This window comes from Sphingomonas azotifigens NBRC 15497 (genome assembly GCF_002091475.1).
GTDB lineage: Bacteria > Pseudomonadota > Alphaproteobacteria > Sphingomonadales > Sphingomonadaceae > Sphingomonas > Sphingomonas azotifigens.
In genome coordinates this window covers 23,706-44,111 of sequence record NZ_BCTR01000060.1, presented here as the reverse complement: position 1 = coordinate 44,111, position 20,406 = coordinate 23,706, and the positions used below count along the sequence as shown (strand labels likewise).

Annotated in this window: 21 protein-coding genes; 16 read left to right on the top strand and 5 right to left on the bottom strand. The window is 67.5% G+C overall.

Annotated elements, in window-relative coordinates; translation table 11 throughout:
• Window positions 1-33 precede the first annotated feature (33 nt).
• Both rnc and lepB read right to left on the bottom strand, forming a co-directional pair.
• A complete protein-coding gene (gene rnc, locus SAZ01S_RS18585) occupies window positions 34-690 on the bottom strand; it encodes a ribonuclease III (RefSeq protein ID WP_084583774.1) in 657 nt (218 codons plus the stop codon).
• An 11-nt stretch (window positions 691-701) separates the two neighbouring features.
• On the bottom strand, window positions 702-1,565 hold the full coding sequence (gene lepB / locus SAZ01S_RS18580) for a signal peptidase I (protein WP_084583769.1): 864 nt from the start codon (window positions 1,563-1,565) through the stop codon (window positions 702-704).
• 105 nt (window positions 1,566-1,670) lie between these two features.
• Between lepB and pgi the strand changes: the two genes are divergently transcribed.
• From pgi to gorA, 3 genes are all read left to right on the top strand, one after another.
• Window positions 1,671-3,167, top strand: a complete 1,497-nt coding sequence (gene pgi, locus SAZ01S_RS18575) for a glucose-6-phosphate isomerase (protein ID WP_084583773.1) — start codon at window positions 1,671-1,673, stop codon at window positions 3,165-3,167.
• Entirely contained in the window at window positions 3,164-3,466 is a 303-nt protein-coding gene (locus SAZ01S_RS18570) for an alkylphosphonate utilization protein (RefSeq protein ID WP_084583768.1), read from the top strand. Before pgi ends, SAZ01S_RS18570 begins: the two co-directional genes overlap by 4 nt.
• A gap of 144 nt (window positions 3,467-3,610) precedes the next feature.
• On the top strand, window positions 3,611-4,954 hold the full coding sequence (gene gorA / locus SAZ01S_RS18565) for a glutathione-disulfide reductase (protein ID WP_084583767.1): 1,344 nt from the start codon (window positions 3,611-3,613) through the stop codon (window positions 4,952-4,954).
• On the opposite strand, the gene SAZ01S_RS18560 is transcribed toward gorA, so the two are convergent.
• Window positions 4,947-6,002, bottom strand: a complete 1,056-nt coding sequence (locus SAZ01S_RS18560) for an AbrB family transcriptional regulator (RefSeq protein WP_139810139.1) — start codon at window positions 6,000-6,002, stop codon at window positions 4,947-4,949. The two genes, gorA and SAZ01S_RS18560, sit on opposite strands and share 8 nt — an antisense overlap.
• On the bottom strand, window positions 5,999-7,252 hold the full coding sequence (locus SAZ01S_RS23805; protein WP_139810138.1) for a dicarboxylate/amino acid:cation symporter: 1,254 nt from the start codon (window positions 7,250-7,252) through the stop codon (window positions 5,999-6,001). Before SAZ01S_RS23805 ends, SAZ01S_RS18560 begins: the two co-directional genes overlap by 4 nt.
• 71 nt (window positions 7,253-7,323) lie before the next feature.
• Here SAZ01S_RS23805 and glmM point away from each other — a divergent pair, with 71 nt between their 5' ends.
• The 8 genes from glmM (at window position 7,324) to folP (ending at window position 14,574) form a co-directional block, all read left to right on the top strand.
• Window positions 7,324-8,664 carry a phosphoglucosamine mutase gene (gene glmM / locus SAZ01S_RS18550; RefSeq protein ID WP_084583764.1) on the top strand — a complete coding sequence of 447 codons (1,341 nt, stop codon included), beginning with the start codon at window positions 7,324-7,326 and terminating at the stop codon, window positions 8,662-8,664.
• A gap of 59 nt (window positions 8,665-8,723) precedes the next feature.
• The gene (locus SAZ01S_RS18545) at window positions 8,724-9,008 is read left to right on the top strand and encodes a hypothetical protein (protein ID WP_218018120.1); all 285 of its coding nucleotides are present in this window, start codon (window positions 8,724-8,726) and stop codon (window positions 9,006-9,008) included.
• A gap of 42 nt (window positions 9,009-9,050) precedes the next feature.
• Window positions 9,051-9,275: a DUF1272 domain-containing protein gene (locus tag SAZ01S_RS18540; protein WP_084583763.1), complete on the top strand. Its 225-nt coding sequence runs from the start codon at window positions 9,051-9,053 to the stop codon at window positions 9,273-9,275.
• A 4-nt stretch (window positions 9,276-9,279) separates the two neighbouring features.
• Window positions 9,280-10,440 carry a bifunctional hydroxymethylpyrimidine kinase/phosphomethylpyrimidine kinase gene (thiD, locus tag SAZ01S_RS18535; protein WP_084583762.1) on the top strand — a complete coding sequence of 387 codons (1,161 nt, stop codon included), beginning with the start codon at window positions 9,280-9,282 and terminating at the stop codon, window positions 10,438-10,440.
• Window positions 10,433-11,059, top strand: coding sequence for a ribonuclease HII (gene rnhB, locus SAZ01S_RS18530; RefSeq protein ID WP_084583761.1), 627 nt, complete (start codon window positions 10,433-10,435; stop codon window positions 11,057-11,059). The genes thiD and rnhB overlap by 8 nt, the downstream gene beginning before the upstream one ends.
• 229 nt (window positions 11,060-11,288) lie before the next feature.
• On the top strand, window positions 11,289-11,858 hold the full coding sequence (locus SAZ01S_RS18525) for a hypothetical protein (RefSeq protein ID WP_084583760.1): 570 nt from the start codon (window positions 11,289-11,291) through the stop codon (window positions 11,856-11,858).
• Window positions 11,859-12,109: 251 nt separating this feature from the next.
• Window positions 12,110-13,240: a site-specific DNA-methyltransferase gene (locus SAZ01S_RS18520; RefSeq protein WP_084583759.1), complete on the top strand. Its 1,131-nt coding sequence runs from the start codon at window positions 12,110-12,112 to the stop codon at window positions 13,238-13,240.
• A gap of 236 nt (window positions 13,241-13,476) precedes the next feature.
• Window positions 13,477-14,574: a dihydropteroate synthase gene (gene folP, locus SAZ01S_RS18515; RefSeq protein ID WP_084583758.1), complete on the top strand. Its 1,098-nt coding sequence runs from the start codon at window positions 13,477-13,479 to the stop codon at window positions 14,572-14,574.
• On the opposite strand, the gene SAZ01S_RS18510 is transcribed toward folP, so the two are convergent.
• The gene (locus tag SAZ01S_RS18510; RefSeq protein ID WP_084583757.1) at window positions 14,559-15,986 is read right to left on the bottom strand and encodes a sigma-54-dependent transcriptional regulator; all 1,428 of its coding nucleotides are present in this window, start codon (window positions 15,984-15,986) and stop codon (window positions 14,559-14,561) included. The genes folP and SAZ01S_RS18510 overlap by 16 nt on opposite strands.
• A 161-nt stretch (window positions 15,987-16,147) precedes the next feature.
• Between SAZ01S_RS18510 and SAZ01S_RS18505 the strand changes: the two genes are divergently transcribed.
• The 5 genes from SAZ01S_RS18505 to SAZ01S_RS18485 all read left to right on the top strand — a co-directional run bounded on the left by SAZ01S_RS18505 (window position 16,148) and on the right by SAZ01S_RS18485 (window position 20,155).
• Window positions 16,148-16,285: an aa3-type cytochrome c oxidase subunit IV gene (locus SAZ01S_RS18505; RefSeq protein ID WP_084583756.1), complete on the top strand. Its 138-nt coding sequence runs from the start codon at window positions 16,148-16,150 to the stop codon at window positions 16,283-16,285.
• Window position 16,286: 1 nt separating this feature from the next.
• Window positions 16,287-17,408, top strand: a complete 1,122-nt coding sequence (locus SAZ01S_RS18500) for an NAD(P) transhydrogenase subunit alpha (RefSeq protein ID WP_084583755.1) — start codon at window positions 16,287-16,289, stop codon at window positions 17,406-17,408.
• Window positions 17,409-17,484: 76 nt separating this feature from the next.
• Window positions 17,485-17,778 carry a proton-translocating transhydrogenase family protein gene (locus tag SAZ01S_RS18495; protein WP_084583754.1) on the top strand — a complete coding sequence of 98 codons (294 nt, stop codon included), beginning with the start codon at window positions 17,485-17,487 and terminating at the stop codon, window positions 17,776-17,778.
• Window positions 17,779-17,780: 2 nt separating this feature from the next.
• A complete protein-coding gene (locus SAZ01S_RS18490; protein ID WP_084583753.1) occupies window positions 17,781-19,271 on the top strand; it encodes an NAD(P)(+) transhydrogenase (Re/Si-specific) subunit beta in 1,491 nt (496 codons plus the stop codon).
• 11 nt (window positions 19,272-19,282) lie between these two features.
• Window positions 19,283-20,155, top strand: coding sequence for a hypothetical protein (locus SAZ01S_RS18485; protein WP_084583752.1), 873 nt, complete (start codon window positions 19,283-19,285; stop codon window positions 20,153-20,155).
• Window positions 20,156-20,406: the final 251 nt, after the last annotated feature.

Below are 20,406 nucleotides of genomic sequence, written 5' to 3'. Positions count from 1 at the left end.
CCCCTCCCCTGAAGGGGAGGGGCTTAGGAAACGTCAGCCGCCCAGTTTCACCAGCAGCGCTGCTGCCGCGGCCGTTTCGGCTTCCTGCTTGTTGCTGCCCTCGGCACTCGCTTCGGCCAGCTTGCCGATCGACACCTTCACCGTGAAGCGCGGCGCGTGGTTCGGGCCGGAGCGATCGACGATCTCATATTCCGGAGGGCGACGGTTGCGCGCGGCGGCCCATTCCTGGAGCGCCGACTTGGGGTGCTTGGGTGCCTTGGCGTGTTCGTCGATCCGGTTGCCCCATGCCTTACGTACGAAGGCGCGTGCAGCATCGAGTCCGGCCTCGCGATACCAGGCGCCGATCAGCGCCTCCATCACGTCGCCCAGCACATTGTCGCTGTCCGCGGCCCCGTCATCGCGCGCCTGCTTGCCGAGGCGGAGATGCGGCACCACGCCGAGCTCGCGCGCGACATCGGCGCAGACCGGGCCGGTGACCAGCGAGTTGAGCCGGCGCGACAGCGCGCCTTCCGGCTCCTCCGGAAACCGCTCGAACAGCCATTCGGCGATCACGAGCCCGAGCACGCGATCGCCGAGGAATTCGAGCCGCTGGTAGTTGCCGGCCGCCTGGCTGCCATGGGTCAGCGCGCGCTGGAAGGCAGGCAGGTCTTTCGCGGGGCGGCCGAACGTCTTCTCGACCCAGCCGCCCAGATCGGCGACGCTCAGAAGCCTTCTCCAATCCGGCTCCAGCGCGCCGCGGTGAACCAGGTCCAGGGAAGCAGCCAATTGGCGCTGCCGTCCGTCGACCAGAAGTTCACGACGGCCTTGCCCTCGATATTCTCGATCGGCACGAAGCCGATGCCCGAGCCATAGGGCGGTTGCTGGAAGCGGCTGTCGGTCGAGTTGTCGCGGTTGTCGCCCATCAGGAAGACATGGCCGGCGGGGACGGTGTACACCTGCGTGTTGTCCTGTGGCAGGTTGTCCTGGTCGAGCACGTTATATTGCTTGCCGTTGGGCAGCGTCTCGCGGAACTGCGGGATGCGGCAGATCGGCGCGCCCTTGGCATCGGCGGTCTGGAACTGCGTCGGGCAATGGGTGAAGTTCGGGGTGATCGGCAGCACGAAATCGGCGATGCGCTGCTTCGGCACCGGCTTGCCGTTCAGGATCACCTGGCCGTTGACCATTTCCACCGTGTCGCCGGGCAGGCCGATGACCCGCTTGATCCAGTCCTCGCCATTATGATTGGGCGCCTTGAACACCACCACGTCGCCGCGCGCGGGCGTGCCGGGGAAGATCCGGCCCGGGATCAGCGGCAGACTCCACGGCAGCGAGTGCTTGGAATAGCCATAGTTCCACTTGGTGATGAACAGATAGTCGCCGATCAGCAGCCGCGGCAGCATCGACTCGCTCGGAATGCTGAATGGCGAGAAGATGAAACTGCGCACCACGAACACGATCAGCGCCAGCTTCAGCAGGAACGTCGCGAGGTCGCGCCACTCCGACTTCGGCTTTTCCGGCTTGGCGGCAGGCACTTGCGCGGGATCGGGGCGCGTTGCGCCGGTTTCGGTCGAGGCGGGCGTTTCCATGGACACTGCTCTGCTAGGGCGCGGCGGGGAGGTCAAGCGGCGGAATGAGGCTGGAACGGGCCGGTGTGGGACGATAGGGGAACCCCTGCCACCAAGGAGATGAACATGGCCTTGCCCGACTGGACGCCGATCCAATCCCTCCCCGCCACCAAGCTGACCGACCTGTTCGCTGCCGACGCCGAGCGGCTGTCGCGGCTGAGCGTCGATGTCGCCGGCATCCATTTCGACTGGTCGAAGACGCATCTGACGCCGGAGGCGGTGTCGGCGTTCGCCGCGTTGGCCCAGCAGATGGACTTTGCGGGCAAGCGCGACGCGCTGTTCGCGGGCGAGGTGGTCAATGTGACCGAAGGCCGTGCCGCCGAGCACACCGCCGAGCGCTATGAGGGCGCACCCGACAGTGTCGCCCGTGCCCGTGGCCAGCACGAGCGCATGCGCGCGCTGATCGACGCGATCGAGGCGGAGGCGCTGGGGCCGATCCGCCACATCCTCCACATCGGCATCGGCGGTTCCGCGCTGGGCCCGGACCTGCTGGTCGACGCGCTTGGCCGTGACATGGACCGCTATGACGTGGCGATCGTCTCCAATGTCGACGGCGTCGCGCTCGAGAACGCGATGGATGTATTCGATCCGCAGGCGACGCTGCTGGTAATTGCCAGCAAGACCTTCACCACTACTGAGACGATGCTCAATGCGCAGAGCGCGCTCGCCTGGATGGCCGAGGGCGGGGTCGAGGATCCCTATGGCCAGGTCGTGGCGCTCACCGCCTCGCCCGACAAGGCCGTGGAATGGGGTGTCGACGAGACCCGCGTGCTGCCGTTCTTCGAGAGCGTTGGCGGGCGCTATTCGCTGTGGTCGTCGATCGGGTTCCCGGCGGCGCTGGCGCTAGGCTGGGAGGCGTTCGAGGAACTGCTCGAAGGCGCGGCCGAGATGGATCGGCATTTCCGCCTGACCGATCTTTCGCAGAACGCGCCCGCGCTCGCGGCGTTCGCGGACCTCTATTACACCCAGGCGCGCGGCTGCGAGACCCGCGCCACCTTCGCCTATGACGAACGGCTGAAGCTGCTGCCGAGCTATCTCCAGCAGCTGGAGATGGAATCGAACGGCAAGCGCGTCACGGCCGAGGGCGAGGTGGTGACCTACCCGACCGCGGCGATCACCTGGGGCGGCGTCGGCACCGATGCGCAGCATGCGGTGTTCCAGCTGCTCCACCAGGGCACGCACCTGGTGCCGCTCGAGTTCGTCGGCGTGATCGAGGCGGGCGATGCACTTGCGCCGGAGCACCACCGCCAGCTGCTGCTCAACATGTTCGCGCAGGGTGCCGCACTGATGGCCGGCAAGGGCCATGAGGATCCGGCACGCAGCTATCCGGGCGATCGGCCGTCGTCGACGCTGCTGCTCGAAAGCCTGGACCCGCGCACGCTGGGCGCGCTGATTGCGTTCTACGAGCACCGGGTGTTCGTGAACGCCGTGCTGCTCGGCATCAATCCGTTCGACCAGTTCGGCGTCGAGCTGGGCAAGGAAATGGCAAAGGCCGCGGACAAGGGCGGCCTCGATTTCGATCCTTCTACCAACGATTTGATTCAAAGGGCATTTGGCGAATGAGCGACGAAGAATATGTGTATGACGAGGCGAGCGGGGAGTGGATCCCCGCCGCTGAGGCCGCGGCTAATGCAGCGGCAGCGGACACGGTGGAAGTGCGCGACTCGGTGGGCAACCTGCTGCAGGACGGCGACCAGGTTACGCTGATCAAAGACCTGACCGTGAAGGGCGCTGGTCAGACGCTGAAGCGCGGCACGCTGATCAAGTCGATCCGCCTCACCGGCGACGCGCAGGAAATCGACTGCAAGTTCGACGGCATCAAGGGCCTGGTCCTGCGCGCGGAGTTCGTCCGCAAGCGGTGAGTCCTGCCTGCAGCCGTCATCCCCGCCTTCGCGGGGATGACGGTGGATCGGTGACGAGGCTCTTGTTTTGCCCGCTGACACCCTATCTTTGGCTCGACCCGTTCTTCCCGGCCCTCCCGCGCCGACACACCTCCGGAGTGACCCATGTCCGACTATGACTTCGACCTGTTCGTGATCGGCGCAGGGTCGGGCGGCACGCGCGCCGCGCGGATGTCGGCGGCGTACGGCGCCAAGGTCGCGGTGGCGGAGGAGTATCGCGTCGGCGGCACCTGCGTGATCCGCGGCTGCGTGCCCAAGAAGCTGCTGATCTTCGGCGCGCATTTTGCCGAGGACCTGAAGGACGCCCGCCGCTTCGGCTGGGACGTGCCCGATTGCCGGTTCGACTGGCCGACGCTGCGCGACAACGTCCTCGCCGATGTCGATCGCTTGAACGGCCTCTACACCCAGGGGCTGGAGAACAACGGCGTCGAGATCATCCTCGATCGCGCGACCGTCACCGGCCCCAACGAAGTGATGCTGGGGAGCGGCCGCAAGGTCACCGCCAGGACGATCCTGATCGCCACCGGCGCGCACCCGCATGTGCCGAGCTTCCCGGGCAGCGAGTTTGGCATCACCTCGAACGAGGTCTTCCACCTGGAGACACTGCCGAAACGCGTGCTGATCGCCGGCGGCGGCTATATCGCGAACGAGTTCGCCGGCATCTTCAACGAGTTCGGCTCCAAGGTCACGCTGGTCAACCGCACCGACGTGATCCTGCGCGGTTATGACGCGCAGGTGCGCGACCGGCTGCTCCAGATCTCGATGACCAAGGGCATCGAGTTCCGCTTCTTCGCCGAGTTCGAGAAGATCGAGAAGCAGGCGGACGGCAGCCTGCTCGTCTCGATGAGCGGGCACGATCCGATCGAAGTCGACTGCGTGCTGTTCGCCACCGGACGCGTGCCGAACACCAAGGGGCTGGGCCTGGAGGCTGTCGGCGTCGAACTCGACAAGGGCGCGGTGAAGGTGGATGCCGACAATCGCAGCTCGGTCGACAGCATCTATGCGGTCGGCGATGTCACCAACCGCGTGCAGCTGACTCCGGTGGCGATCCGCGAGGGCCAGGCCTTTGCCGACACGCTATTCGGCGGCAAGCCGCACCAGGTCGACTATCACTGCGTCCCGAGCGCGGTGTTCAGCCACCCGCCGATCGCGGCGGTTGGCATGACCGAGGGCGAGGCGCGCAACAAGCTGGGTTCGGTGAAGGTCTATACCTCGGACTTCCGGGCGATGAAGAACGTGCTCGCCGGCCGCCACGAGCGCGCGCTCTACAAGATGATCTGCGACGGCGTGACCGGCCGCGTCGTGGGCCTCCACATGATCGGACCTGACGCGCCGGAGATCCTTCAGGCGGCGGCGGTGGCGGTGAAGGCGGGGTTGACCAAGGACGCGTTCGACGCGACGGTGGCGCTGCACCCGACCATGGCCGAGGAACTCGTGCTGCTCAAGTAACCGACTGGAGGCGCCGCGCCACCCAGCGGGCGAGCAGGGGGCCGGCGCCGAGCACCGCGAGGAAGCGGAGCGTCTGCATCGCCATCACAAAGGGCTGGTCGACCGGTACCGAGGTGGCGATGATCGCCACCGAGTCCAGCCCGCCGGGGCTCACCGCCAGATAGGCGGTGACCAGGTCGAGATGCGTGAACCGCGCCAGCAGCAGCGCGAGCCCGGTCGAAAATCCGATCAGGATGGCGACCGACAGCAGCACCCGCGGCAGCGCGCGGGCGGCGAGGTGGAGCGTCTCACGGGTGAAGGCTAGGCCGATCCGCCAGCCGATCAGCGCATAGCTGCATGCGAGCACGGGTTCGGGGAGGCTGAGGCGGACGATGCCGGTCAGGTGCAGAGTGACGCCCAGCGCAAGCGGGCCGAGCAAGGCGGGTGCCGGGAGGCGGAGGGCCAGCGCACCGGCCACGCCCGCTGCTGCCACCGCCAGCGTCGCCAAGGTGGGGAGCAAAGGCGCCGGCGTCACCAGCGTGTGCAGCCACGATCCGCCGTAATGCGCGCCGAGCCCGGCCGCGAGCGCCGAGGTGGCACCCGCCACGCAGACGACGCGCGTATAGGTCATGAAGGCGACGAGGCGGGCATCGGCGCCGAACGCCTCCGCCATCACCACCATCGCGCTGGCCGCCCCGGGCATCGATCCCCAGATCGCGGTGGTACCGGGCAGCACCTGCCAGCGGCTCAGCCCATAGCCGAGGAAGCTGCTTGCCCCGAGTGTAGCCGTCGTAACGCCGAGGAACAGCGGCCATTCGCGCAGTACGGCGGTGAAGATCCCGGCCGAGAGCGTGCCGGCGATCAGGCAACCGATCACCGCCTGCGCGCAGAGGAAGCTCCAGCGCGGCAAACCAAGGCCTGACCCGCCGGCACCGAAGGCGATGCCGGCCAGCATCGGCCCCAGCAGCAGTCCGGCAGAAAGTCCGATCGTTTCCAGCAGCGCCGCCAGCAGCAGCGAGAGCAGCGCGAGCGCAGCCCAGCGCAGCGGCGTCGGGAAGGGGGTCTTCAATGGTTTGGCCTGACGTCCGTTTCCGCCGCCTTGGCGTTGCGCGACAGCCAGATCGTCGTCGCGAGATCCCAGGTGACGTTGCCGACGGTGCGCATGATGTCCGGCAGCGTTTCGACCGCGACGAGGAGGCCGAGTGGGGTGATCGGCGCACCGATCGTCGCGGCGACCGGCGAGATCGCGCTGACATAGCTCACCGTGCCCGGCAGGCTCACCGAGCCCAGCGAGGTCAGCGTCGCGACGATCGCGCCGACAAGCAGCGTGGTGGGGTGCAGCGGCACACCGAACCATTCGGCGACGTAGATCGCAACCGCGAAGTTCATCGCCGGCCCGGTCGCGCGAAAGATCGCCACTGCCAGCGGCAGAGTCACGCCCGATACCGCGACCGGCACGCCGACTTCCTCGGCGCCCTCGATCATCACCGGCAGCGTGGCGAGCGAGGACTGGGTGCTGATCGCGACCGCCTGGCTCGGCAGTGCGGCGCGCAGCATGCGGCCAAGCCCGATCCGGCCGCCGATCACCGCCGCCGGATAGGCGAACAGCGTGATCACCAGCCCGACCGAGGCGACGATCAGGATGTAGTGGAGCAGCGCGCCGAATGCGCCGGTGCCGGCCTTGGCGCCGACGCCCAGCGCCAGCGCGAATACGCCCAGCGGGCCGATCCACAGCACCCAGTCGATGACGATCAGCATGACGTCGCGCACCGCGACGAAGAAATCGGTGAGCAACTTTCGCGATTCCGGCGCGACGCGGGTGACCGCGAAGGCGAAGACCAAGGCGAAGATGATCAGCGAGAGGAAGGCGCTGTTGGCCGCGGCCTGCACGATGTTGGCTGGCACGATGGCGGCGAGGAACTCGCCCATCGGCGGCGACGGTCCGATCTTCTCGGCCCCGACCAGCGCCGCGCGCAGGCTGTCGGCCGAGCCTTGCGGCAACGGCGCGATCTTGAGGAACAGCGGCGTCAGCACGGCGGCGAGCAGCGCCGAGAGGAACAGGAGCGTTACGTACAGCGCGATCGCGCGACCCGCGAGCCGCCCGGCCTGCGCGGCCTCGGCGGTAGCGGTCACGCCGGTGATCAGCAGCGCCAGCACCAGCGGCACGATCGTCATCTGCAGGCCGTTGAGCCAGGCCTGGCCGACGGGCTGCGCCCAGGTCGCCGCGGTCAGCGCGCTTTGGGGCGACCAGGCGGCCAGCGCGGCGCCGGCTGCGAGACCGACCAGCAGGGAAAGAAGAATACGGGTAGGTTGCGACATGCTCGCCCTTTGAGAATTTCGCCGCTATCACGGCGCGCATACAACGCCACAAGGGCGCGAGATCGAGACGCATGGCAAGAAAATATTTCGGCACCGACGGCATCCGCGGCGCGACCAACCTCTCCCCGATGACTGCGGCGATGGCGATGAAGGTCGGCATGGCCGCCGGCGCGCATTTCCGCCGCGGCGATCACCGCCATCGCGTGGTGATCGGCAAGGACACCCGGCTTTCCGGCTATATGCTGGAAAACGCGATGGTCGCGGGCTTCACCAGCGTCGGCATGGACGTGGTGCTGGTGGGGCCGATGCCGACGCCGGCGGTGGCGATGCTCACCCATTCGATGCGCGCCGATCTGGGCGTGATGATCTCGGCCAGCCACAACCCCTATTTCGACAACGGCATCAAGCTGTTCGGGCCGGACGGGTTCAAGCTCTCCGATGCCGATGAGGAAGCGATCGAGGCGCTGATCGACGGTGAGGTGCCGCTGGCGCCCTCCGCCGATATCGGCCGCGCCCGCCGCGTCGAGGACGCACGCGGTCGATATATCCATTTCGCCAAGTCGACCTTCCCGTCGGACCTGACCCTCGACGGCCTCAAGGTCGTGGTCGATTGCGCCAACGGCGCGGCATACCAGGTCGCCCCCTCGGCACTTTGGGAACTGGGCGCGGAGGTCGTCTCGATCGGCGTCAGCCCCAACGGCAAGAACATCAACGACGGCGTCGGCTCGACCGCGCCCCAGGTGCTGAGCGAGACGGTGGTCGGCTCGGGCGCGGCGCTGGGCATCGCGCTCGACGGCGATGCCGACCGGCTGATCGTGGTCGACGAGACCGGCACGGTGATCGACGGCGACCAGCTGATGGCGCTGATCGCCACCGGCTGGGCGCGGCAGGGCAAGCTCGCTGGCGGCGGACTGGTCGCCACCGTCATGTCCAACCTCGGGCTCGAGCGCCATCTCGCCGCGCAGGGGCTCGGCCTGGTGCGCACCAAGGTGGGCGACCGCTATGTGCTCGAGAAGATGCGCGGGTCGGGCTACAATGTCGGCGGCGAGCAGAGCGGGCACATCATCCTGTCCGACTATGCGACCACCGGCGACGGGCTGGTCGCGGCGCTGCAGGTGCTGGCGGAGATCGTCCGCGCCGGCGCGCCGGCAAGCGAGGTGCTGCACCGTTTCGAGCCGCTGCCGCAGCTGCTCAAGAACGTTCGCTTCGCCGGCGGCAAGCCGTTGGAGGACGACCGCGTCAAGGACGTGATCGCCGCTGCCGAGGCCGAACTGAAGGGCCGCGGCCGGCTGGTGATCCGCGCGTCGGGTACCGAGCCGGTGATCCGTGTCATGGCCGAGGGCGACGACAAGGCGCAGGTGGAAGTGGTGGTCGACCGGATCTGCGACGCGGTGCGCGCGGCGGCGGCCTGATTCCGCTATCGCGAGCGCGTTTCGCTCGCGTTCAGCCATTGCGTCGGAAAAGGCTGGTCATGGATCGCTCTCCCCATATCCTGGGTGCCGCGTCGAACCTGCTCGGGATCGCGCTGCTCATCATTACCGGCCTGAAGCTCACCAAGATCGCCGACAAGACGATGGCGGACGAGGTGGCGGTGGGCGCGTGCCTGTTCTTCGCCGTCAGTTGCCTGCTCTCCTATCTCGCGATCCGCTCGCCCGAGGCGACGCGGACGGAGCACATCGCCGACAAGGCTTTTCTCTGCGGGCTGGGCGCCCTGCTGATCGCGGTGCTGATCGTAGCCTTCAATCCGCCGAACTGAGCGACGCTTGCCTCCCGCGGCCAGCTGACTAGAAGAGACGCGATGCTGGAGATGCGCCCCGACTGCGAACGCTGCGGCGTCGACCTCCCCGCCGATTCCGGTGGCGCGTTCATCTGCTCGTTCGAATGCACCTTCTGCGCTGAATGCGCGGACGACCTAGACGAGCGCTGCCCCAATTGCGGCGGCGAACTGCTCGACCGCCCCGCGCGCGTCGGCGATGCGCTACGACGACACCCCGCATCCACCGAGCGCAAGCACAAGGGATAAGGCCATGGGCGCACGCGTGCTGATCATCGCAGGCTCGGATTCCGGCGGCGGCGCCGGGATCCAGGCGGATATCAAGACCGTCACCATGCTCGGCGGCCATGCCATGACGGCGATCACGGCGATCACCGCGCAGAACACGGTCGGTGTCCAGGCCGTCCATCCGGTGCCGACCGACATGGTGCTTGCGCAGATTGATTCGGTGGTGCGCGACATCGGCGTCGATGCGGTGAAGATCGGCATGATCGGCTCCGCCCGCACCGCGCTCGCGGTGGCCGAGCGGCTCGACGAGCTGCCCGGCGTGCCGGTGGTGTTCGATCCGGTGATGGTGGCCACCAGCGGCGCCCGGCTGGCCGATGAGGCAACGGTCGCCGCGTTCGAGCGGCTGATGGACCGCGCGACGGTGGTGACGCCCAACCTGCCCGAGCTGGAGGCGCTGGGCCGCGACCCGCAGGAGATCGTGTCGGCGCATCGCTGTGCGGTGCTGGTCAAGGGCGGGCACGGCGAGGGCGTCGAGGTGGTCGACACGCTCTATTCCGCCGACCCGGAGGACCCGCCGCGGATCGAATGGCGCGATCCCAGGATAGACACCCCGAATACCCACGGCACCGGCTGTACGCTCGCTTCCGCCATCGCCTGCGGCCTGGCCTGCGAATGGGACCTGCCCGAAGCGGTCAGCCGGGCGCGCCGCTTCGTGCGCATCGCGATGCGCGAAGGCGAGGGGCTCGGCCGTGGCCATGGGCCGATGGCGCAGCAGGCGGTGCGGCTCGACCTCAATATGAGCTTTTTCGAGCCGATGCTGAACCAGGTGACGGTGCCGGCCAAGGACCTCGGCGCCAGCGAGCGCTTTTACCGGCTGCTTGGGCTGCGGCAGGTGGTGCGGGCATCGCCGCGCTATGCCCGGTTCGAGACCGAGGGCGGCGCGACTTTCTCGATCGCGACTGACGAGGCGTATACCGCGCCGGTCGTCTATTTCGAATGCGGCGATCTCGACGTGACGGTCGCCTATCTCCAGCAGCAGGGCTTCCGCTTCGAGCAGGAGCCCAAGGACGAAAAATGGGGCTGGCGCGAGGCGCGGCTGCGCGATCCTGCCGGCAATGCGATTCGTCTCTATCAGGCTGGCGAGATGCGCCGCTTTCCGCCATGGCGGATCGAGGACGATGCCTGACCTTTCCTACGAGACTCGCTATTTCCAGCTCCATGCCGGTCCGGTCGCCGGGGTGGACGAGGCCGGGCGGGGTCCGTTGGCCGGCCCGGTGGTCGCTGCCGCGGTGGTGCTGGACCCGGACTGCATTCCCGAAGGCATCAATGACTCCAAGGCGCTGACCGCGGCCAAGCGGGCGAAGCTGTGCGAGGAGTTGCTCGCCTGCGCCAAGGTGGGGGTGGGGATCGCCAGCGTCGAGGAGATCGACCGGCTCAACATCCTGTGGGCGACGATGCTGGCGATGACCCGTGCGGTGGAGGCGCTAGGCTTCCCGCCGGCCTTCGTGCTGGTCGATGGCAACCGCTGCCCCAAATGGGATCACCGAAGCGAGGCGGTGGTCAGCGGCGATGCGCTGTGCCTGTCGATCGCGGCGGCGTCGATCGTCGCCAAGCATCGCCGCGACTGCATGATGATCGAGCTGGATGCGCAATTTCCCGGCTATGGCTGGGCGTCGAACAAGGGCTATGGCGGCAAGGCGCATCAGGAGGCGCTGCGTGCCCTCGGCCCGACGCCGCACCATCGCCGCAGCTTCGCGCCCGTCGCGCAGGCGCATCTCGATTTCGGGCCGATCGCGGCGGAATAGGGCTCGCGGGCAATTCCCTTCGATCGTCATTCCGGCGGAAGCCGGAATCCATTCGCCACGCCGTTACAGCAGGAGCCGTGCCGTAGACCCCAATGGATCCCGGCTTTCGCCGGGATGACAGCGTTGGGGGCAGCTGAAGCTACCCACCTGCCCCGGCAAATTTTGCCTAGTGCGCCGCTCCAGCCCGCCATCGTCCTACAATGAAAGGATCGCAGCGGGAGGAGCTGGCATGGCATATTTGGGCAGCATGATACGGGGGCCGGTCGGCCGGTTCCAGCCGGCGACGCGCTTCGACCCGGTGCTGGCCGAACTGCTGCGCGAGGCGATCATCGGCCCGGCGAGCTTCCACGAAATGGCGGCGATGGTGCGCTATGCCGAACTGCGCGGACTGGGTGCGATCCGCTTCCGCTTCGACCACGGCGCCGCCCTGACCGACCCGACGCATCCGCTCCACGTCGCCTTTCTCGAGACACTGCGCGACCCCGTTCTGGCCAGCGACTATGCCGATCTGGGCGACCTCGCTCCCTGGCGTGCGCGGGCGCTGGCGGTGCGGTTGCCCTCCGACATGCTGGGTCCGCGCCCAAGCCGCAAGACGCTGCGCACGGCGATCCTGGCGAGCGGCACTTCGTGGGAAGTACGCGTCGCCCTGTGCGTCGCGGCGCGGATCCGATTCGCCGCGGATGCCGAATGGTTCGGCCGAGAAGCGCAGGCGCTCTACGAAATGGGTCTGTTTTCGCAGGCCCGTGCGCGGCTCGCGGCGAGCGTCGCACGCGGCGGCGAGGCGATTGCGATCGGCTGAATCGTTTGCGGAACGTTCCAGCTTATCCACAGGCCGGGAAAATTTTCACGAAAACGAAACTGAGTCTTTCGGGCCACACCTACCAGCGCTTGGGCCTGTGGATAACTTCTTGACTCAAGATATGGCGGGTGCCGAAATGTTCCGCCGCGCCAACCACCTGCTTCGGGTCACCACCCGGCGATCCCCCCTCTTGACGGAGGAGTCGCTCGGCCCCGAATAGGGATGCCTTTTGAGCGAAGGGGCAATGATTCATGGGCGTGCTGGAGAAGGTCAAACGGGCAGGTGCGCGCGTCGCGAAGCAGGCGCCGGCCGTGCTGCCGCTGGACACGATCCTGCGCCAGGATTGCATCGAGGCGATGCGCGGGCTGCCCGACAAGTCGATCGACATGATCTTCGCGGATCCGCCGTACAACCTGCAGCTGGGCGGCGACCTCAACCGTCCCGACGGCAGCCATGTCGATGCGGTGACCGACGAGTGGGACAAGTTCGACAGCCTCGCCGCCTATGACAAGTTCACCCGCGAGTGGCTGGCGCAGGCGCGCCGTATCCTGAAGGACGACGGCACGATCTGGGTGATCGGCAGCTACCACAACATCTTCAAGGTGGGTGCGGCGATCCAGGACCTGGGCTTCTGGATCCTCAACGACATCATCTGGCGCAAGGCCAACCCGATGCCCAACTTCAAGGGCACGCGGTTCACCAACGCGCACGAGACGCTGATCTGGGCGTCGAAGGGCGAGAAGTCTCGCTATACGTTCAACTATCGCTCGATGAAGACGCTCAACGACGAACTTCAGATGCGCAGCGACTGGGAATTCCCGATCTGCAGCGGGCAGGAGCGACTGAAGAAGAACGGCACCAAGGTGCATCCAACGCAGAAGCCGGAAGCGCTGCTGTACCGCGTGCTGCTGTCCTGCACCAAGCCGGGTGACGTGGTGCTCGATCCGTTCTTCGGCACCGGGACCACCGGCGCGGTGGCCAAGCGTCTTGGCCGGCGCTGGATCGGCATTGATCGCGAGGGCGTGTATGTCGAGGCGGCGATGGAGCGTATTGCCGCGGCGCTGCCGCTCGACGAAAGCGCGCTGCAGACCATGCAGGCCCCCAAGGCCGCCCCGCGCGTGGCGTTCGGCCAGCTGGTCGAGAATGGCTACCTCGCCCCCGGTACCGTGCTCAGCGACCACAAGTCGCGTTGGCGGGCGACCGTAGGGGCGGATGGTTCGCTTAGCTGCGAGGGGCAGGCGGGTTCGATCCACAAGCTGGGTGCGACGTTGCAGGGCGCGCCGAGCTGCAACGGCTGGACCTTCTGGCATTACGAGGACCAGGGCGCACTCAAGCCGATCGACGCGTTGCGCCAGACCTATCTGCTCGCGACGCAGCCATAAGCTTTTTCTCCTCCCCCTTGACGGGGGAGGATAGCGTAGCTTGGCAGCTTGCTGCCTAGCGAAGCTTGGAGAGGGTGAGCGGCGGCGCAGCCGCCGCGCGATTTGCGTCGCAAATCGCCCCCTCTCCCTCCCACTGCCTTCGGCAGCGGGCCGCTCCCTCCCCCGCAAGGGGGGAGGGGTGCGCTGGCGGCGAGGGCGCGCTTCCCTGGTCGGCGTTCAACCGGTAGCAGTCACGAATGCTCGACCTCCCCGCTACCACCCGCCTGTACCTCCGCCCAATCCAGTTCGTCGACACGCCCGTCGCCCGCGACGGCGAGGTCGCCCGGCTGGCCGGCGGGCTGCTGTGGTTCTCCGGCTATGAACTGATCGCCGTGGAGAATGGTCGGCGCATCCTCCAGCGCACCGTCTCCATCGCCGAAGCCGAGGCCGATCCCCGGCTCGCGCCCATCGCCGCGCGCGTCACTGCCCCCCGCACGCCGCTGACCCTCGGCACGCGCACGCTGCGCTTCGATCAGCCGCAGGTGATGGCGATCCTCAACATGACGCCGGACAGCTTCTCCGACGGCGGCAAGCATCTTGGCGATCCGGCCGCAGCCGCGCAGTCGGGCGTCGACATGAGCATCGCCGGGGCAGCGATCCTCGATATCGGCGGCGAGTCCACGCGGCCGGGTGCGGAGACGGTGTGGGAAGGCGACGAGATCGCCCGCGTCGTGCCGGTGATCGAGCGGCTGGCGGCGAGCGGCGCCGCGATCTCGATCGACACGCGCAAGGCCGCAGTGATGGAGGCGGCGCTGGCGGCGGGCGCACATCTCGTCAACGATGTGTCGGCCCTGCTCTACGACGATCGTGCGCTGGAGGTGGTGGTGCGCGCGGGCTGCCCGGTGGTGCTGATGCACGCCGCCGATCCCAAGCACGGCGCCAAAGGCAAGGGCGGCGCGGCCGACCCGCTGATCGAAGTGTATGACTGGCTGGACGCGCGGGTGGACGCGGTGGTCGCGGCTGGTGTCGAACGGTCGCGCATCGTGATCGATCCCGGCATCGGCTTCGGCAAGTCGCTGGCCGACAACCTCGCGCTGATGAACGGCCTGGCGCTGTTCCACGGCATCGGCTGCCCGATCCTGCTGGGGGCCAGCCGAAAGCGGATTGTCGGCGCGCTGGCCAACGAGGCACCGGCCGAGCAGCGGCTCGGCGGATCCTTGGCGCTGGCGCTGAAGGGCGTCAGCCTGGGCGTGCAGCTGCTGCGCGTCCACGACGCGTTCGAGAGCGTTCAGGCGCTGCGGGTGTGGCGCGGCATGCAGGATGCCGCGCTCACCGCGCCTCACGCGGCGGTCTGATCGATCCCCAGTTCGCCGAGCTTGCGATAGAGCGTCGACCGGCCGATGCCGAGCCGCCGGGCGACCTCGGTCATCCGGCCGCGATAATGGCCGATCGCGAGGCGGATCACGTCGGCCTCGATCTCGTCGAGCGGGCGGAGATGGCCGTCCGGGCGGAACAGGGTGATGCCGCCTGCGCCGCCCTGGCTCGTGATCGGCCCTGCCGACATCGGCCGCCCCTGCGCAATCTGTGCGATCTGCGGGAAGTCGTCGCGAGTCAGCCCGTCCTCGTCGCAGAGCACGGCTGCGCGGAACAGCGCGTTCTGCAGCTGGCGGACATTGCCCGGCCAGTCATAGGCGGTGAGCAGCTGCAGGGCATCCTCTGTGATGCTCAGCGCGCGCAGGCCCGGCTGCTCGGCGATACGGGCGAGCAGGTGCCGCACCAGTGCCGGGACGTCGCCCGCGCGCTCGCGCAGCGGCGGAATCGTGACCTGCACCACGTTCAGCCGATAATAGAGATCCTCGCGGAACCGGCCGGCCTCGACTTCGGCGAGCAGCGGCACGTTGCTCGCGGCGATGACCCGGACATCGACTTCGCGCGGGTGGCGCGCGCCGAGCGGCTGGATCTCGCCGGTCTGCAGCATGCGCAGCAATTTGACCTGCGCCTCGAGCGGCATCTCGCTGACTTCGTCGAGGAAGATGGTGCTGCCGTCGGCATCCTGCAGGCGCCCGATCTTGCGCTCGAACGCGCCGGTGAAGGCGCCTTCTTCATGGCCGAACAGTTCCGATTCGACGAGGTTGGCGGGGATCGAGCCGCAATTGACACAGATCAGCTCGTTGCGCGCGCGCGGCGAGGCGCCGTGGATCGCCTCGGCGACGACATGCTTGCCGACGCCGCTCTCGCCCTCGATCAGCACCGGCACGCGGGCGCGCGCGGCCTTGGCGGCGACCGCCAGCGCGGCGCGGAACTGCGGGGCGGAGCCGACGATCTCGTTGAAGCCGAGATTGGCGGTGAGCTTTTCGGTGAGCGGACGCAGCTCGCCGGCGGTGCTGCCGCCCATCGCGCTCTCCAGCGCAGCGAGCAGGCGTTCCGCGGCGATCGGCTTGACCAGGAAGTCGCTGGCGCCGGCGCGCATCGCGCCCACCGCGGCGGCGACCGAGCCATTGGCGGCGAGCACCAGCACCGGCAGGTGCGGCCGGCGGGCGCGCAGCTCGGCGATCAGGATCGCCGCGTCGGCATCCGAGGCGGGGTGATCGAGCAGGACTGCATCGGCGGCCAGACCGTCCGGCGTGCCGAGCGTGGCAAGCGCGCCCTCCGCATCATCGGCGAAGATCGTCCGCCAGCCACGACGGGAGGCGATGGCAGCCACCAGGCGCCGCTGCGCCGGTTCTGAATCGATCAGCAACAGAAGACGTTGCCCGTTGCGCGTCATGCCGACTCCAGTCCCCAATGTCCCGTTTCGAGCCGCATGCGTTAGAGCATAGGCGTAAAGTTCGGCTTAAGCCTGCACGAACCAGTTCTTGGGCAGCCGGGGTTGAGGGGAACCGAAGCAGCGGTATAAGACATTCGGCACCTTAGGAGAGGAGCGGGTCCATGGTTGAAACAGGTGAGAACGCCGGCGAGATCCAGACACATCTCGAAACCTTCCATGGTTTCACGGCATTGATGAAGTGGGGCACGGTTGCTGTGTTCCTCATCGCTGCTTTCGTCGTCTTCCTGATCGCCCGCTGACGTGAAGATCGCGGTACTGAAAGAGGCGGCGGTCGCCGAACGACGTGTCGCGGTTACGCCCGAGACCGTCAAGAAATTTATGAATGTGCAGGCTTCTGTCGCGGTGGAGACGGGGGCGGGACTTGCTGCCTCCTACACCGACGAGGCGTATCGCGCGGCCGGCGCGACGATTGCGTCGCGCGCGGAAGTGCTTGCCGATGCCGACATCATCCTGGCGGTGCAGGGGCCGGATCCCGACAGCCTTGCAGGGCTCAAGCCGGGGGCATGGCTGGTCGCCGGGCTCAATCCCTTTGGCGAGCGGGCGCGAATCGATCGCTATGCGGCGTTGGGGCTGGAGGCGCTGGCAATGGAGTTCATGCCGCGCATCACCCGCGCCCAGTCGATGGACATCCTGTCTTCGCAATCGAACCTTGCCGGCTACAAGGCGGTGCTGGACGCCGCGGCCGAATATGACCGCGCCTTTCCCATGATGATGACCGCCGCCGGCACGGTGAGCGCGGCAAAGGTCTTCGTGATGGGCGTCGGCGTTGCCGGCCTCCAGGCCATCGCCACGGCGCGGCGGCTGGGCGCGCAGGTCTCCGCCACCGATGTCCGCTCGGCGACCAAGGAGCAGATCCTGTCGCTCGGCGCCAAGCCGATCTTCGTCGAGAATGTCGCCGGGATCGAAGGCGAGGGATCGGGCGGCTATGCTACCGAGATGAGCGATGCCTACAAGGCGGCACAGGCCGAACTGGTCTCGGCGCACATCGCCAAGCAGGACATCGTCATCACCACCGCGCTGATCCCCGGCCGGGCCGCGCCGCGGCTGATCAGCGACGCGCAGATCGCGACGATGCGGGGCGGCAGCGTGATCGTCGACCTGGCGGTGGAGCAGGGGGGCAATGTCGAAGGTTCGTTGCCGGGCGAGATCGTCGAGCGGCACGGCGTGAAGATCGTCGGCCATCGCAACGTGCCGAGCCGGCTGGCGGCGGACGCCTCTGCCCTGTTCGCGCGCAACCTGTTCAACTTCCTCTCCGCCTTCTGGGACAAGGAGGCGGGCAGGCCGGTGCTCGACGAGGAAATCGGCAATGCCGTGCGGGTGACGCAGGGCGGCAAGGTGGTGCACGAGAGACTGCTGCAATAATGCCGGGGCGTCCCCCAATCTTCCCCGTTCCGGGGAGGATCTTTCCGCCCGGGCGCGCGCGGATCAGGAGTAGATCATGGACTTCATCTCGATCCTTTCGGTCTTCGTGCTGGCGTGTTTCGTCGGCTATTATGTCGTCTGGTCGGTCACGCCAGCGCTGCACACGCCGCTGATGGCGGTGACCAACGCGATTTCCTCCGTCATCATCGTCGGCGCGCTGATCGCGGCGGCGGCGGGTAGCGTCGGCAGCGCGGGGGAGGCCTCCAAATGGCTGGGGCTGCTCGCGGTGGTGCTGGCCAGCATCAACATCTTCGGCGGCTTCGCGGTGACCGCGCGCATGCTCGCGATGTACAAGAAGAAGGCGCGCTGAGCATGGAGAGCATCGCACAAAGCCCCTGGGCGGCCCTCGCCTATCTCGTCGCGGGCATCTGCTTCATCCTCGCGCTGCGCGGGCTTTCCAGCCCCAGTACCAGCCAGCGGGGCAACCGCCTGGGCATGATCGGCATGACGATCGCGGTCGTCACCACGCTCGTCACGCACTTCCCGCATGAAGTGGCGCGGACGGGGGCCTTTCCTGGCTCGGCGGTCTTCCCCGATCCTGTCGCTGCCGGGGAGATTTTCGTCGCCATCCTGATCGGCGCCATGATCGGCATCGTAACCGCGCGGCGCATCCCGATGACGGCGATGCCGCAACTGGTCGCCGCCTTCCACTCGCTGGTCGGCCTCGCCGCCGTGCTGGTTGCCTGCGCTGCGTTCCTCAACCCCGCCGCCTTCGGCATCGCCGATCTGGTCGTGCCGCTGATCGGTGCGCCGTTTGAATCGATCCACCCGGTCAGCCGAATCGAGATGGGGCTGGGCGTCGCGATCGGCGCGATCACCTTCTCCGGGTCGGTGATCGCCTTCCTCAAGCTCAACGGCAATATGGGCGGCAAGCCGATCCTCTTGCCCGCGCGCCACGTGATCAATTTGGGGCTGCTCGCCGCGATCCTCGGCTTGGTCGGCTACTTTACCCAGGACCAGAGCCCCTGGATCTTCTGGACCGTGACGGTGCTGAGCTTCGCCATCGGCTTCCTGCTGATCATCCCCATCGGTGGCGCGGACATGCCGGTCGTGGTCTCGATGCTCAACAGCTATTCGGGTTGGGCGGCGGCGGCGATGGGCTTCACGCTGCACAACTCGGCGATGATCATCACCGGCGCGCTGGTCGGCAGCTCGGGCGCGATCCTCAGCTACATCATGTGCAAGGCGATGAACCGCAGTTTCATCAGCGTCATCGCCGGCGGCTTCGGCGGCGATGCGGGTGGCGGCGCGGGTGCCGCTGCGGCCGTCGACCGGCCATGGAAGCGGGGCAGCGCCGAGGATGCGGCGTTCCTCATGTCCCAGGCCGAGCAGGTGATCATCGTCCCCGGCTACGGCATGGCGGTTGCCCAGGCGCAGCATGTGCTGCGCGAGATGGCGGACAAGCTGAAGGGGCATGGGGTACGGGTGAAGTACGCGATCCACCCCGTCGCCGGTCGCATGCCGGGGCACATGAACGTGCTGCTCGCCGAAGCCAACGTCCCCTATGACGAGGTGTTCGAGCTGGAGGACATCAACTCGGAGTTCGCCCAGACCGACGTCGCCTTCGTCATCGGCGCCAACGACGTGACCAATCCGGCCGCCAAGACCGACAAGTCCTCGCCGATCTATGGCATGCCGATCCTCGACGTGGAGAAGGCCAAGACCGTGCTGTTCATCAAGCGCAGCATGGGCGGGGTTGGCTATGCCGGCGTCGACAACGAGGTTTTCTATCGCGACAACACGATGATGTTGCTCGCCGATGCTAAGAAGATGGTAGAGGAAATCGTTAAAGCGCTCGATTGACGGGGGGACGGGTGATCGGATCGATTCTGGGCGGCGCCTTCCGCCTGTTGCGGCAGCATCCGCTGTCGGTGCTGGTCTGGTCGATCCTCTACCTTGTCGGCATCTTCGCGATCGGCATGCTGCGCATCCTGGCGCTGCCGGTCGAGCCGCAGGACCCCGTCACCTTCCTCGTCGCCGGGCTGGTGAGCCAGGGGCTCACTCTCGCGCTGATCGCCGTGCTGATTACCGCCGCGACGCGGGCGACGCTGCACCCCTATAAGCGCGGCGCCTGCTATCTGCGGCTCGGCGCCAGCGAAGGGCGCGTCTTCGTGCTGCTGGCCCTGCTGGCGATCGCGAGCGCCGTCGCCATGTTCCTGATGGTCCTCGCCAACGGCTTCGTACTGTCGCTGTTCGCCTGGCTGGTATCGGGCACCGTGGCAGTGTGGATCGGCGTGGCGCTACTGCTGGCAGAGGTGGCGGGGCTGGTCTTCGTCCAGGTGCGGCTGTCGATCGCGCTGCCGCTCACCTATCTCTACGAGGCGATCACCGTCGACGAGGCCTGGGCGCAGTCGCGCGGGCATTTCTGGGCGATCTTCGGCGCGTTCTTCACCATCGGGCTGCTGCTGCTCGTCGGCTGGGGCTTGCTGATCAGCGCCTTTTTCGCCCCCATCCTCGCCGACCTGTCCCGCACCGGCCTGCACGGCGAGGCGCTGGCGCAGACGCTGGTGATGATCACGATCGCCGGCCGCAGCTTGCCCGCGATCGCACAACTCGCGCTGATCACCGGATCGGTGATCCTCGCCGCGCTGGGATTCGTGCTCACCACCGCAACGCTGGCGAGCGCCGCACGCGAATTGCTGGGCCTGAAGGAGGGCCAGATCGAGGATTTGCGGCGGCGGCGTTGACCATCGCCTCCGGTTCGGAGCAAGGTGCCGTCCCCCGCGGTACATCCCTCCGGAACGGATCTAAAGTGACTCCGCCATTTCGGAGTGACGCGGCATCTTCGAGAACAGATGCCGAACCATAGGGGGAAGTATGTACGAGGCGCCAGTCGTAAGGGATGTTGCCACACTTCGGTATGACATCGATGTGCAGGTCGCGCTTGTCGTTGCGGAACCTGGAGATGCGCGAATCGAAGCTTGCCAGGCGGCGAACC

Bases quoted from the DNA above. Each gene is read 5' to 3' on its own strand.
- lepB (WP_084583769.1), bottom strand. From the start codon at position 1,565: ATGGAAACGCCCGCCTCGACCGAAACCGGCGCAACGCGCCCCGATCCC.
- pgi (WP_084583773.1), top strand. From the start codon at position 1,671: ATGGCCTTGCCCGACTGGACGCCGATCCAATCCCTCCCCGCCACCAAG.
- SAZ01S_RS18570 (WP_084583768.1), top strand. From the start codon at position 3,164: ATGAGCGACGAAGAATATGTGTATGACGAGGCGAGCGGGGAGTGGATC.
- gorA (WP_084583767.1), top strand. From the start codon at position 3,611: ATGTCCGACTATGACTTCGACCTGTTCGTGATCGGCGCAGGGTCGGGC.
- SAZ01S_RS23805 (WP_139810138.1), bottom strand. From the start codon at position 7,252: ATGTCGCAACCTACCCGTATTCTTCTTTCCCTGCTGGTCGGTCTCGCA.
- glmM (WP_084583764.1), top strand. From the start codon at position 7,324: ATGGCAAGAAAATATTTCGGCACCGACGGCATCCGCGGCGCGACCAAC.
- SAZ01S_RS18545 (WP_218018120.1), top strand. From the start codon at position 8,724: ATGGATCGCTCTCCCCATATCCTGGGTGCCGCGTCGAACCTGCTCGGG.
- SAZ01S_RS18540 (WP_084583763.1), top strand. From the start codon at position 9,051: ATGCTGGAGATGCGCCCCGACTGCGAACGCTGCGGCGTCGACCTCCCC.
- thiD (WP_084583762.1), top strand. From the start codon at position 9,280: ATGGGCGCACGCGTGCTGATCATCGCAGGCTCGGATTCCGGCGGCGGC.
- rnhB (WP_084583761.1), top strand. From the start codon at position 10,433: ATGCCTGACCTTTCCTACGAGACTCGCTATTTCCAGCTCCATGCCGGT.
- SAZ01S_RS18525 (WP_084583760.1), top strand. From the start codon at position 11,289: ATGGCATATTTGGGCAGCATGATACGGGGGCCGGTCGGCCGGTTCCAG.
- SAZ01S_RS18520 (WP_084583759.1), top strand. From the start codon at position 12,110: ATGGGCGTGCTGGAGAAGGTCAAACGGGCAGGTGCGCGCGTCGCGAAG.
- folP (WP_084583758.1), top strand. From the start codon at position 13,477: ATGCTCGACCTCCCCGCTACCACCCGCCTGTACCTCCGCCCAATCCAG.
- SAZ01S_RS18510 (WP_084583757.1), bottom strand. From the start codon at position 15,986: ATGACGCGCAACGGGCAACGTCTTCTGTTGCTGATCGATTCAGAACCG.
- SAZ01S_RS18505 (WP_084583756.1), top strand. From the start codon at position 16,148: ATGGTTGAAACAGGTGAGAACGCCGGCGAGATCCAGACACATCTCGAA.
- SAZ01S_RS18495 (WP_084583754.1), top strand. From the start codon at position 17,485: ATGGACTTCATCTCGATCCTTTCGGTCTTCGTGCTGGCGTGTTTCGTC.
- SAZ01S_RS18490 (WP_084583753.1), top strand. From the start codon at position 17,781: ATGGAGAGCATCGCACAAAGCCCCTGGGCGGCCCTCGCCTATCTCGTC.